The sequence below is a fragment of the Micromonospora sediminimaris genome, assembly GCF_016863575.1.
Classification (GTDB): domain Bacteria; phylum Actinomycetota; class Actinomycetes; order Mycobacteriales; family Micromonosporaceae; genus Micromonospora; species Micromonospora sediminimaris.
This window is the reverse complement of record NZ_BOPD01000032.1, coordinates 36,969-50,054: the sequence shown is the minus strand read 5'-3', so window position 1 is coordinate 50,054 and position 13,086 is coordinate 36,969. Positions and strand designations below refer to the sequence as shown.

Sequence of the window (13,086 nt, the reverse complement as noted above, 5' to 3'; positions counted from 1 at the left end):
TTAGCTCTCCTTCTCCACGACGCGGTGCGCCTCATCAATGCATCTGGCCAGTACCCGGCGTGCTCGGTCGACCTCTCGCTCGTCGCGCATACGCGTCTTGTGAAAGACGGTCAGCAAGATGATCCGCTTGTCCGACGCGATCCAGTAGGTGATCCTGACTGCTTGCCGCTCCAGGTAGAACCGCAACTCGCGTAGCTTCCCATCCAGCTGTTTCGTGTACGGCTCGCCCAGCAGTGGCCCTTGTTCGGCCAGTAGGTCGACGTAGAATGCCGCACGAGCAAACAGCGCGACCGGCAGGCCCTCCAACCACTTTTCGACTTCCGGCTCTAACTCAACGGTACCTCAAGTCATAGCATCGATGCTATATGAGCCAAGCATCGTCGCCGAAGAGGGTGGTATTCGTGTCGTTCGACTCTCGCCGTCAAGGCACTTCAGGCGGCTGCCGGTGCCACAGTCTTGACCACAGAGCCGAGGAAGGTCGGTGCGCTGCGCAACATGGCCGCTCCGTGGAAGCCGAGATCCGCGACGACCTCGCGGCGTCGATCGTCGAGGATACGCCGGCAAACGACCTGTTCACCGCACTCACTGATCGGTTCACCAGATCCGGTGGCCTCGAGCTGGATCTACCGGCCGTTTCCACGGCACCCCGTGCGGCGACGCTGCCCGAACGATGATCGCAAACGCGTCAAGGTCATGCTGGCCCTTGGCCGCACAGCGGCTCGCCGTTGACGATTGCCGGAGGAAGCGGCCACCGCGTTTGGACGGGTCGCGATGACGCTTGTCCGCACGCGATGGCCGCTCGGGTTGCGCGGCGGATCAGAGGTAGCTGAACAGCGGCGGGAAGAGCAGCACCACGACCCAGGCCCAACCGGCGTACACCGGTAGGTAGCCGGTCTGCCAGCGTTCCAGGGCCGCGAACGGGGTGCGCCGACGGATGAATCCCAGCATCAACCACGCCGACCAGGCGAGGTTGGCCAGCAGGATGACGTTCTCGCCGAGGGCCGCGGCCTTGTTCGGGGTGGTGCCGTACTCGGTGATCCGCTCGGTGATCGCCCACAGCACCAGCACGTCGATGATGAGCGCGCTGACCACGAGGGCGAGTTGCAGTCGGTCGAACAGGCCGGGCGGGGCCAGCGGGTCGCGGGCCGAGATCGAGTACAGCAGCAGCCCCAGCACCACGACCAGCAGCAGGTCGAACAGGATCAGTGCCTCCCGCTCGACGTTGATGCCGGCGGTGGTCCAGACGATGGCGACCAGGAAGGCCAGCAACGCGGCGGTGAACAGCGGCGTGAACAGGCGGGTGAGCACCGGGGCGATGTTCTCGACCACGCTCTGCTTGGCCTCGACGAGCCAGCCCGCCACGACCACCGCGGCCACCACGCCGCACGGCAGCAACCATTCCGAGACGAAGCCCTCGGGGTCGATCCCGATGGCCTGGAAAGTGCCGACCGTGAAGGCGGTCAGCACGCCGCCGCCGAGGGCGATGAGGACGAAGTAGACGAAGCATTCGCCGGTGAATCTGATGAAGTCCATGCGCCGTCGCGACGAGCGCAGATCGTCGGAGACATAGGCCAGGCCGACCACGAACCACAGGGCTATCGGCAGGTGGATGGTGGTCAGCACCAGCGACTGGGAGTCCTCCGCGAGGGAGTAGGCGTTGGCGGCCACCGCACCGAGCGCGAACAGGGCGACCATCACCCCGATCAGCGCCCTGCCGGCCCGGCGGCGCCAGGCCAGGTACGCGGCCAGCCAGGGCAGCGTGAACAGCGCGAAGTTGGGTGCGTAGAAGGCGCCGTCCTGTTGGAAGCCCAGGCCGAACAGCTCCGGCAGCTTGACCGACACGGCCGCGCCGACCGCGCAGACGATCATCGCGATCAGGTCGCGCCGGGACCGGTTGCCCGTCTCCGGGTCATCGGCGCCGCCGGTCAGCACCAGTTGCTTCCACAGCCGCTCCGAGTGTTCCCGGGCGAACTCGCGGGACAGTTCGTCCAGGCCGCCGAGCCGTTTGACCGCGACCAGGAACGCCTCGTCGGGGCGCAGGCCGGCGGCGATGAGCTCGTCGACCGAGCCGCGAAGGTGGTCCTCCAGTTCCTCGGCGTCGGCGCGCTGCAACTCCGGGCGGCGTCGTACGTAGTGACGCCACTGGGCGAACTGGTCCTCCAACGCGTCCGGGCCGGGGGATGGCGTGCCACCGTCGGGGCTGCCGGGCGCGGTCATGCCAGACCTCCGAGGGGAATCGTCGTCGAACGCCGTACGTCGCCGGGGTCGACCCAGATCGCCTTGAGGGCGCTCACCACGGTGTCCCACTGGCGACGTTGCTCGGCCAGCTCGGCGAGGCCGCTGTCGGTGATGCGGTAGTACTTGCGTCGCCGTTCTCCGGGGACCGACTGCCAGCTCGACTCCACGTGACCGAGCCGTTCGAGCCGGTGCAGCAGGGGATAGAGCAGCCCTTCGGTCCAGTCCAACTCGCCGTCGGACAGCTCGTTGATGCGTCTGAGGATCGCGTACCCGTAGCTCTCCCCGTCGGCCAGGATGCCGAGCACCATCGGCGTCGCCGAGGCGGCGACGAGATCCTTGGTGACCTTCATGAGATTCTCCCACCCCCAATACCTAGAACTATGAGGCATAGTAGTTCTAGGTATTGGGGAGGTGCAAGAAAGCCCGCCGGCGATGCCGGCGGGCTTTCGAAAGCGCTGATCAGGACTGTTGGCGGGTGGCTGCGTCGCTCAGCGACCGCCGCCACGCCCACCGGGCCGGGCCCGGGCGGAGAAGGCTGCCGCACCCGACCGGGCAGCGCCGGAGCGCGCCGAGTTGGCCGAGGCGGACCGCCCTGAACCGGCCGGGACGGGTCGCCCGGAGCTGGCTGAGGCGGACCGGGTCGAGCTGGCCTGGGTGGATTTACCGCCGCGCCGGTTGCGGCCGGCGGAGGCGGGTGACGCCTCCCGCCGGGCGGCCGTTGGCCGGGCGGCCGGCGCGGCCGGCGCGGCCGGCGCGGCCGGCGCGGCCGCAAGTGTCCGTTCCCCGGGCGCGAGTTCGCGCAGCAGCGCGTCCCCTGGGCGCAGTCGAGTGGTGGTCGCCGCGATGCCCGCCTTGCGGGTCAGCTCCCGTACCTCCGGGGCCTGCGTGTCGGTCATCAGGGTCACCACGGTCCCGGCCGCGCCGGCCCGGGCGGTACGCCCCGAGCGGTGCAGGTACGCCTTGTGCTCCACGGGTGGATCGGCGTGCACCACGAGGGCCACGTCGTCGACGTGGATGCCCCGGGCCGCGATGTCGGTGGCCACCAGCGTCCGCACCGTACCGTCGGAGAACGCCTGGAGATTCCTGGTACGGGCACCCTGAGCCAGATTGCCGTGCAGTTCCACCGCGGCCACCCCGGCCGCGACCAGCCGGCGGGTGAGGGTCTTGGCACCTCGCTTGGTGCGGGTGAACACCACCGTCCGTCCTGGCGCGGCGGTCAGGTCGACAAGCACGGCGAACCGGTCCTCGGCGTGCACGTGCAGCACGTGGTGCGTCATCGCGGCGACCGGCGACTTGGTCGAGTCGACGCTGTGCACCACCGGATCGGTGAGAAAACGCCGGACGAGCACATCGACGCCGGAGTCCAGGGTGGCGGAGAAGAGCAGCCGTTGCCCGCTGCGCGGGGTCAGCTCCAGCAGTCGGCGTACCGTCGGCAGGAAGCCCAGGTCGGCCATGTGGTCGGCCTCGTCGAGCACGCTGATCTCGACGGCGTCCAGGTGGGCGTGCCCGGCCTGTACGTGGTCGGCGAGCCGGCCCGGGCAGGCGACCAGGACGTCGACCCCGGCGCGCAACCCGGTGATCTGCGGCCGGGCGGCGACACCGCCGAAGACGGTCATCGTGCGCAGCGACAGCGCCTGGGCCAGCGGCGCCATCACGCTGTCGATCTGGGTGGCCAGCTCCCGGGTCGGCGCGAGGATCAGCGCCCGGGGGCGTCCGGGCCGGCGCGGCGCGGCGGTTGCGGCGAGCCGGGTGAGCACGGCCAGGACGAAGGCGTAGGTCTTGCCCGAACCGGTACGACCCCGACCGAGCACGTCGCGACCGGCGAGCGCGTCGGGCAGAGTTGCGGCCTGGATCGGGAACGGCCGCTCCACCCCGGTCGCGGCCAGCACGCGGGTAAGTGCGGCGGGCACGCCCAGCTCGGCGAAGGTCGGGACGGTGGGCGGGGTGGTCTGTTGCTGCGGGCGGCGTGCCGCCATGAAGGCTCCGAACGTAGAAGGGGACGTCCCACCCCGGCGCTGCGGTGCCGGCCGTGGCCTGGCGCGTCGAAGGCGCGGGGCCCGGGACATCGAATCGGACCCGCGGTCAGGCGGGTCGCACGATCATCCTACCCGACCGGCGGTGGGCAGGCTGCCGGTGAGGTTCAGGAGGGTGCCACGACCCGCCAGCGGCTCTGGCCGCCCATCCACGCCCCGGCCAGGATCTCCGCCGACTTGCGGCCGGGGCAGGGGTAGATCTTCGAGCGGCCGGCGCCGCCGCCGGCCCGGGCCTCGACCTCCCACGACTCGCCGTCGGTACGGATGTAGACGTCGCGACGTCCGCGCGGGGTGTGGTCGCCGTTCCACCAGTGACGCTCAACTCTCACCCGCTGACCGTATAGCACCAGGTCCGTGAGGGAAACGTTGATGATCTTGGGAGATGTCACCGCCACGCAGGGTGTTTGTCGCCTCGACTCGACGTGGTCGTCCGAGGCCCGTTCGGGGTGACCCGGGCCACCCGAATCCGGCGTCGGAGGGTGGCGTTGGTGGTTCTCCACAAAATCCGTTGTCCGGAGGTGGCAGTTCCCACGTCTTCCTTACCCGCCGGTAGCCACGAAGGTTGGTTCAACGGGACCCCCTGTCCGAGGGAGCGTCCCCTCCTGTCAGGGACGATCTTCCGGAGGCCTGCTCGGTGTTCAGCCGCATCGCCATCGTCAACCGGGGAGAAGCCGCCATGCGGCTGATCCACGCTGTTCGCGAGCTCAACGCCGAGACCGACGCCCCGCCGATCGAGACCGTCGCGCTCTACACCGAGGCGGAGCGCTCGGCCACCTTCGTACGCGAGGCCGACCACAGCTACTGCCTCGGACCCGCGTCGGCGCGACCCTACCTGGACCACCGGATCCTCGAACGGGCGCTGCACGACACCGGCGCCGACGCGGCCTGGGTGGGCTGGGGCTTCGTGGCCGAGGACCCGGCCTTCGCCGAGCTGTGCGAGAAGAACGGCGTCACCTTCATCGGCCCAAGCCCGGAGGCGATGCGCAAGCTCGGCGACAAGATCGGCGCGAAGCTGATCGCCGAGGAGGTCGGCGTCCCGGTGGCGCCGTGGAGTCGTGGCGCGGTGGAGAGCCTCGACGCGGCCCAGCGGGCTGCGGCCGAGATCGGCTACCCGCTGATGCTCAAGGCCACCGCGGGCGGGGGTGGCCGGGGCATCCGGGTGGTACGCAGCGACACCGAACTCGCCGAGGCGTACGAGCGCACGAGCCTGGAGGCCCAACGCGCCTTCGGCAGCGGTGTGGTCTTCCTGGAACGGCTGGTCACCGGTGCGCGGCACGTCGAGGTTCAGGTGATTGCCGACGGCCAGGGCACCGCGTGGGCGCTGGGCGTACGGGACTGCTCGGTGCAGCGGCGCAATCAGAAGGTGATCGAGGAGTCCGCCTCGCCGGTGCTCTCCGCCGAGCAGACTCGCGAGCTGAAGGAGGCGGCCGAGCGGCTCGCGCTGGCCGTGGACTACCGCGGTGCGGGCACTGTGGAGTTCCTCTACCACCCGGGTGACCGGATGTTCGCCTTCCTGGAGGTCAACACCCGGTTGCAGGTGGAGCACCCGATCACCGAGGCCACCACCGACTTCGACCTGGTCAAGGCGCAGATCCAGGTGGCCGCCGGTGGCCGGCTCGGCGACCGGATCCCGACCGAGGCGGGGCACGCCGTCGAAGCCCGACTCAACGCCGAGGACCCCGACCGGGACTTCGCGCCGTCGCCCGGCCGGATCGTGCGACTGGTGCTGCCCAGTGGGCCCGGCGTGCGGGTGGACACCGGGGTCAGCGAGGGTGACGTGATCCCCGCCGACTTCGACTCGATGATCGCGAAGATCATCGCGTACGGCCGCAACCGCGACGAGGCGCTGGGCCGGCTGCGTCGGGCGGTCGCCGAGACCACGGTGATCATCGAGGGCGGTGCGAGCAACAAGAGCTTCCTGCTCGACCTGCTGGACCAGCCCGAGGTGATCGACGCCAGCGCCGACACCGGCTGGATCGACCGGGTCCGGGCGCAGGGCCGCCTGGTCTCCACCCGGCACTCCGGCGTCGCGCTGGCCGCCGCCGCCATCGAGGCGTACGAGGACGAGGCGCACGTCGAGCGGCAGCGCCTGCTCTCCACCGCCCACGGTGGCCGCCCCCAGGTGCAGCACGCCAGCGGCCGGCCGATCGACCTGAAGCTGCGCGGCGCGACCTACCGGGTCTCCGTCGCGCAGACCGGCCCGCACCGGTTCCGGGTCGGCGTCGGCGACACGTCGACGGTGGACGTCGAGCTGGAGCGCTTCGACGAGCACAGTGGACGGATCCTGGTCAACGGCCGACGGTTCCGGTTGGTCACCGACACGCACGGACCCATCCACCTGGTCGAGGTGGACGGCATCACGCACCGGGTCAGCCGGGACGAGGGCGGCGTACTGCGCTCCCTGTCACCCGCGCTTGTCGTCGCGACCCCGCTCGCGGTGGGCGACGAGGTCGAGGCGGGCGCGCCGGTGCTGGTCCTGGAGAGCATGAAGATGGAGACCGTGCTGCGCGCCCCGTTCGCGGCGAAGGTGCGCGAGTGCCTGGTCTCCGTCGGCAGTCAGGTGGAGACCGGCGCACCGCTGCTGCGCCTGGAACCGCTCGGTGACGGTGCCGCGAGCGAGGCCACCGAGTCCACGGCCGTCGACCTGGAGCTGCCGCCCGAGCCGACCGGGCTGTCCGCCGGGGACCGCGTGGCACGCGGCATCGCCGAGCTGCGCAGCCTGCTGCTCGGCTACGACCTGGACCCGCGCGACGAACGCCGAGCCCTCGCCGCGTACCTGGCAGCCCGGGCCGAGCTGCCGCACCGGCCGCTGGAGGAGGAGGTCGAGCTGCTCCAGGTCTTCGCCGACCTGTCCGAGCTGAGCCGCAACCGTCCGGCCGGCGAGGAGACCCGGGCCGACACCCGGGTGCACAGCCCGCGCGAGTACTTCCACAGCTACCTCCAGTGCCTCGACGTCGAGCGGGCGGCCCTGCCGGAGACGTTCCGCCAGCGTCTCGCCCGGGTGCTCGCCCACTACGGCGTCGAGGACTTCGAACGCACGCCGGAGCTGGAGGAGGCCGTCTTCCGGATCTTCCTGGCCCAGCAGCGGGCGGCGGCCGACGTGAAGGTGATCGTCACCTTCCTGCAACGGTGGCTGACCGAGCCGCCGCCGGCCGAGAGCCTGCGCGAGCTGGTCGGTCAGGCGCTGGAACACCTGATCTTCGCCACCCAGCGCCGTTTCCCGGTGGTCGGCGACCTCGCCCGCAGCGTGGTCTTCCGTTGGGCGGCGCAGCCGATGCTGCGACGTAAGCGGGCCGAGGTGTACGCCGACGTTCGCGGCAACCTGCGTTATCTCGACCGCAACCCCGATGCGGCGGACCGGGCCGAGCGGATCGCGACGATGGTCGCCTCGCCCGAGCCACTGGTCCGGCTGCTCGCCCAGCGCATCGGCCGGCCGGGCGTCGACCACGGCCCGATGCTCGAAGTGCTCAGCCGCCGCTACTACGGCAGCCGTGGCGCGAGCAACGCCCGAGCCGTCGAGGTGACCGGGCAGTCCTTCTTCACCGCCGCGTACGACCGGGACGGCGAGCGCTTCCGCCTGGTTGCCGCGGCCACGGACTTCGCCGGCCTGTCGGCGACCCTGGCCAAGGTCGCCGCGCTTGTCGGAGCGGGTGGCGACGGTGCCGGCTCGGCGTCGCCGGTGCCCGGCCCGGATGCCGCGCCGTCGGTGGCCGACGTGTACCTGACCTGGGCCGAGCAGCCCGACGTGGAGGCGATGGCCACGACCCTGCGGGAGGTGCTCGACCAGGCCGGCCTGCTGAACGTGCTCCAGCGGGTGACGATCTCGGTGGCCGGGCGCAACGGCGCCGAGATGCACCACCACTTCACCTTCCGGCCCGATGTCGGTGAGGACCGGGTGATCCGGGGCCTGCACCCGCTGATCGCCCAGCGTCTGCAACTGCCCCGGCTACGCCACTTCGACCTCACCCGGCTGCCCTCGGCCGACGAGGAGGTGTACCTCTTCCACTGCGTCGCGCCGGACAATCCGGCCGACGAGCGGCTGGCCGCGATGGCCCAGGTACGCGACCTCACTCCGCTGCGCGACACCGACGGCCGGATCCTGGCGTTGCCCGCGGTCGAGGGCGCGCTCGACGCCTGCCTCGACGCGATCCGCAAGGTACAGGCGCAGCGCCCGGCGAAGAAGCGGTTCGACACCAACCGGATCACCCTCTTCGTCTGGCCGCCCAACGACCTGAGCATCGAGGAGCTGAACACCGTCGCCCAGCGGGTGCTGCCGATCACGGCGGACGCCGGGCTGGAGGAGGTGCTGTTCCTCGGCCGCCAGCGGGACGAGGACACCGGCGAGCTGACCGACATCGCGGTGCAGATCTCCTACGACGAGGGCATGCGGATCTCCGTCACCGAGCCGACGGCGGAGCTGATCCAGCCGCTCGACGACTACCGGCAGAAGGTGCTGTCGGCTCGGCGGCGCGGCACCACCTACCCGTACGAGCTGACCGAGATGCTGGCCGGCCGCAACGGCAGTTTCGTCGAGCACGACCTGACCGACTCCGGCGAACTGGTGCCGGTGCAGCGGCCGAAGGGGCACAACCGGGCAGGCATCGTCGTCGGGGTGGCGAGCACGCCCACCGAGCGCTATCCGGAGGGCGTCACCCGGGTGGTGCTGCTCGGCGACCCGACCAGGGCGCTGGGCGCGCTGGCCGAGCCGGAGTGTGCCCGGGTGATCGCCGCGCTCGACCTGGCCGAGCGGATGCGCGTACCTGTCGACTGGTTCGCGCTGTCGGCCGGCGCGCGGATCTCGATGAGTTCGGGCACCGAGAACATGGACTGGGTGGCCGCCGCGCTCAAGCGGATCGTCGAGTTCACCCAGGCCGGTGGTGAGATCAACATCGTCGTCGCGGGAATCACGGTGGGCGCCCAGCCGTACTGGAACGCCGAGGCGACGATGCTGATGCACACCCGGGGCATCCTGGTGATGACGCCGGATTCGGCGATGGTGCTGACCGGCAAGCAGTCGCTGGACTTCTCCGGTGGGGTGTCCGCCGAGGACAACTTCGGCATCGGCGGCTACGACCGGGTGATGGGCCCCAACGGCCAGGCCCAGTACTGGGCGCCGAACCTGCGCGGTGCCCACCAGGTCCTGATGGCGTACCACGACCACGCCTACGTGGCGCCGGGCGAGAGCCGGCCACGTCGGGCGGTCACCACCGACCCGGTCGACCGCGACATCTCCGACTACCCGCACAGCGTGCCGGACAGCGACTTCACCACCGTCGGGGAGATCTTCTCCCGGGAGCGCAACCCCGACCGCAAGAAGGCGTTCGACATCCGTACGCTGATGCGGGCTCTGGCCGACCAGGACCACGCGGTCCTGGAACGCTGGGCGGGCATGGCCGACGCCGAGACGGCAGTCGTGCAGGACGTGCATCTCGGCGGCATCCCGGTGTGCCTGCTCGGCATCGAATCCCGCTCGGTGCCCCGGCGCGGGTTCCCGCCCACCGACGGGCCGGACACCTACACCGCCGGCACGCTCTTCCCGCGCTCGTCGAAGAAGGCGGCCCGAGCGATAAACGCGGCAAGCGGAAACCGGCCGCTTGTGGTGCTGGCGAACCTCTCCGGCTTCGACGGCTCGCCGGAGTCGATGCGACAGTTGCAGCTGGAGTACGGCGCGGAGATCGGCCGGGCGATCGTCAACTTCGACGGGCCGATCGTCTTCTGCGTGATCTCGCGGTACCACGGTGGCGCGTTCGTGGTCTTCTCCAAGGCGCTCAACCCGAACATGACGGTCCTCGCCGTGGCGGGTTCGTTCGCCTCCGTCATCGGCGGCGCGCCGGCCGCGGCGGTGGTGTTCGCCGGTGACGTGAACGCGCGTACGGCGAAGGATCCGCGGGTGGCCGACCTGGAGGCACGCGTGGCGGCGGCGACCGGCGGGCAGCGGGCGGCACTGGTTACGCAGCTGATGGACGTGCGCGCGTCGGTGCGGGCGGAGAAGCTGGCCGAGGTGGCCGCCGAGTTCGACAGTGTGCACAGCATCCAGCGTGCGGTCGAGGTCGGCTCGGTGGACGCCATCATCCGGCCCGAGGAGTTGCGTCCGCAGCTCATCGCCGCCGTCGAGCGCGGCCTGGCGAAGGCGGCCCGGCCGTCCTGACCTGTCGGGCACGCCGGCGGCGGGACACGGTCGCGTCGCCGGCGTGCCACCATGGGGCGTGCCCGAGGACCGGAAGCCGCCGATCGCGTTCGAGACCACCAGCACCGTCGGGGCTCCGCCCGACGTGGTGTACGCGCACCTGGCCGATCCGCGTAGCTACATCGGACTGTCGCCGCTGATCGTGGCGGTCGACGACGTGCGGCACGGTCACGACGCCGAGGGCCGCGCCATAGCCGAGTACGTCGCCGTCGAGCGGTTCCGGCTGGTCGGTCCGTTGCGATGGGACAACCGCATCCGGGTACGCATGGTCTCGACGCCGCCGCACGGTCCGTTGGTCAGCGAGGTGCGCAGCCCGGGCTGGGTGTCCCTGCGCGCGGTGGTGGAGCTGACCCCGGTACCGGAGGGCACCCGGGTCGACGAGCGGGTCACCGCACACGCACCGACGCCGCTGCGGCGCTTCGTGGCCGGTCAGGCCCGTCAGGTGGCGGCGTACCGGGCGGCCGAACTGACCCGCCGGATGGCGACCAGATAGCCACACGGAGTGGGATTTTGCACTAGCAGTGCATCTTGTCTCGACGGCCCTGACTGCCTAGCGTCTGAGCATGGCTGCCTCCTGGACGTTCGCCGTGGCCCGTGCCGAGCTGAGCCGCACCACCCTGGTGGAGTGGGCCGTGCCGGAGCTGTCCGACGGCGAGACGCTGCTGCGCGTGGACCGCGTCGGACTGACCGCCAACAACGTCACCTACGCGGTGCTCGGCGAGTCGATGCGGTACTGGGAGTTCTTCCCGCCCGGCCGGCACGGGCTGGGCGGGCAGTGGGGGTTGCCGCCGTTGTGGGGCTTCGCCGAGGTGGTCGGCTCGACCGTCGCCGGGGTCGAGGTGGGGCAGCGGGTGTACGGCTACCTTCCACCGGCCGGGCACCTGGTGGTGCGGCCGTCGAGGGTGGACGCCTCCGGGTTCCGGGACGCCAGCGTGCACCGGGCCGAGCTGCCCTCGCCGTACAACGGGTACCGCTCGACCGTCGGTGACCCGGCGTACCGGGCCGACCAGGAGGATCTGCTGATCCTGTTCCGGCCGCTCTTCTTCACCTCGTTCATGCTGGCCGACCAGATCGTCGACAACGACTGCTACGGCGCGACGTCGCTGGTCTTCTCGTCGGCGTCCAGCAAGACGGCGTACGCCGCCGCCGTGGAGCTGCGTGGGCGCGGCGCGCGCCTGGTCGGGCTCACCTCGCCCGGCAACCTCGCGTTCACCCGGTCACTCGGCTGCTACGACGAGGTGCTGCCGTACGACGGGATCGCCGCCCTCGACCCGGTGCCGACCGCCTATCTCGACCTGTCCGGTGCGCCCGCGACCCGGGCCGCCCTGCGGCGGCACCTCGGTGACCGGCTGGTCCGCGACATCGCGGTCGGCCTGACCAACCAGATCCCGAACGCCGACGCCGCCGGGGAGGTCTTCTTCGCCCCGGTGCAGATGCGCAAACGCCGCCTCGACTGGGGTCGCGACGGGCTCGACCAGCGGTTCGCCGACGCCTGGCGGCGCTTCGCGGACGTGGCCGGCGAATGGGTCGACGTCCAGCTCGGCACCGGCCCGGGCGCGCTGGAGCGGGCCTGGCTCGACGTGCTCGCGGGCGTAACCCCGCCACGGGCGGGGCGCGTGGTCCAGTTCTGACGGCTACCCCGGCCACATGGAGGATTGCCAGTGCGTTACCCGGTGGTAACGATGTCGTGTCATGGACTCCGCCCTGACCTTGATCGGACTACCCGTCGCCCTCGGCATCATCATGCTCGGTCTGGGTCTCGGCCTGACCACCGGCGACTTCCGCCGGGTGGCCCGGCACCCGAAGGCCGCCGTCATCGCCCTGGTCTGTCAGGTGCTGCTGCTGCCGGCGCTCTGCTTCGGCCTGGTGCTCGCCTTCGACCTGCCGCCCGAACTGGGCGTCGGGATGATGCTGCTGGCGGCCTCGCCGGGCGGCACCACGGCGAACCTCTACAGCCACCTCTTCGGCGGGCACGTGGCCCTGAACATCACGCTGACCGCCATCAACTCGGTGCTGGCGGTCTTCACCCTGCCGATCGTGGTCAACCTGTCGGCGGCGTACCTCCTCGGCGACGCGCGGAGCATCGGGCTCCAGTTCGACAAGGTGCTCCAGGTGTTCGCGATCGTGCTGATCCCGGTCGCCCTCGGAATGCTGATCCGGGCACGGTCGGCCGCTGTCGCGCAGCGGTTGGACCGCCCGGTACGGGTGCTGTCCGTGGTGGTCCTGGTTGCGGTGATCGCCGGTGCCGTACTCGGTGAGCGGGACAACCTCGCCGACTACTTCGTCTCCGTCGGGCTGGCCGTACTGGCGTTCAACCTGCTCAGCCTCGGCATCGGGTACGGGGTGCCCCGGCTGGCCGGGGTCGAGCGCAGCGCCGCCAAGGCGGCCGGGTTCGAGATCGGCATCCACAACAGCACCCTGGCCATCACCATCGCGCTCAGTCCGGCGCTGCTCGACAACGCGCAGATGGCGATTCCCGGCGCCGTCTACGGCATCGTCATGTTCTTCACGGCCGCCGCCTTCGGTTACCTGGTCAACCGGGTTGGTGCCGGCCGGGAGCCGGCGCCGGACGGTGCCGTCCGGAGCTGAGCCGGCCGGAGACAGAGGTGGCCGGGGGGCCGGGACGAA

At 70.9% G+C, this 13,086-nt stretch carries 10 protein-coding genes; 5 read left to right on the top strand and 5 right to left on the bottom strand.

The window, feature by feature from the left end:
* Entirely contained in the window at window positions 1-306 is a 306-nt protein-coding gene (locus Vse01_RS23505; RefSeq protein ID WP_198413158.1) for a type II toxin-antitoxin system RelE/ParE family toxin, read from the bottom strand.
* A gap of 200 nt (window positions 307-506) precedes the next feature.
* On the opposite strand from Vse01_RS23505, the gene Vse01_RS23500 reads away from it, so the two are divergent.
* A complete protein-coding gene (locus Vse01_RS23500; RefSeq protein WP_232511165.1) occupies window positions 507-674 on the top strand; it encodes a hypothetical protein in 168 nt (55 codons plus the stop codon).
* A 142-nt stretch (window positions 675-816) separates the two neighbouring features.
* Here Vse01_RS23500 and Vse01_RS23495 read toward each other — a convergent pair whose 3' ends face one another.
* The 4 genes from Vse01_RS23495 to Vse01_RS23480 all read right to left on the bottom strand — a co-directional run bounded on the left by Vse01_RS23495 (window position 817) and on the right by Vse01_RS23480 (window position 4,600).
* A complete protein-coding gene (locus tag Vse01_RS23495) occupies window positions 817-2,217 on the bottom strand; it encodes a permease prefix domain 1-containing protein (protein ID WP_093403053.1) in 1,401 nt (466 codons plus the stop codon).
* Window positions 2,214-2,588 (bottom strand): PadR family transcriptional regulator, encoded by a 375-nt coding sequence (locus Vse01_RS23490; protein WP_093403054.1) that lies wholly within the window; start codon window positions 2,586-2,588, stop codon window positions 2,214-2,216. The genes Vse01_RS23495 and Vse01_RS23490 overlap by 4 nt, the downstream gene beginning before the upstream one ends.
* Window positions 2,589-2,726: 138 nt before the next feature.
* Window positions 2,727-4,214, bottom strand: coding sequence for a DEAD/DEAH box helicase (locus tag Vse01_RS23485; RefSeq protein ID WP_093403056.1), 1,488 nt, complete (start codon window positions 4,212-4,214; stop codon window positions 2,727-2,729).
* Between the two features lie 164 nt (window positions 4,215-4,378).
* On the bottom strand, window positions 4,379-4,600 hold the full coding sequence (locus Vse01_RS23480) for a hypothetical protein (protein WP_093403226.1): 222 nt from the start codon (window positions 4,598-4,600) through the stop codon (window positions 4,379-4,381).
* A gap of 347 nt (window positions 4,601-4,947) precedes the next feature.
* On the opposite strand from Vse01_RS23480, the gene Vse01_RS23475 reads away from it, so the two are divergent.
* The 4 genes from Vse01_RS23475 to Vse01_RS23460 all read left to right on the top strand — a co-directional run bounded on the left by Vse01_RS23475 (window position 4,948) and on the right by Vse01_RS23460 (window position 13,047).
* A complete protein-coding gene (locus Vse01_RS23475) occupies window positions 4,948-10,419 on the top strand; it encodes an ATP-binding protein (protein WP_232511166.1) in 5,472 nt (1,823 codons plus the stop codon).
* Window positions 10,420-10,462: 43 nt separating this feature from the next.
* Entirely contained in the window at window positions 10,463-10,951 is a 489-nt protein-coding gene (locus Vse01_RS23470; RefSeq protein ID WP_093403059.1) for an SRPBCC family protein, read from the top strand.
* A gap of 70 nt (window positions 10,952-11,021) precedes the next feature.
* Window positions 11,022-12,089 (top strand): DUF2855 family protein, encoded by a 1,068-nt coding sequence (locus Vse01_RS23465; protein ID WP_093403060.1) that lies wholly within the window; start codon window positions 11,022-11,024, stop codon window positions 12,087-12,089.
* Window positions 12,090-12,150: 61 nt separating this feature from the next.
* Window positions 12,151-13,047, top strand: a complete 897-nt coding sequence (locus tag Vse01_RS23460) for a bile acid:sodium symporter family protein (protein ID WP_093403062.1) — start codon at window positions 12,151-12,153, stop codon at window positions 13,045-13,047.
* Window positions 13,048-13,086 lie beyond the last annotated feature (39 nt).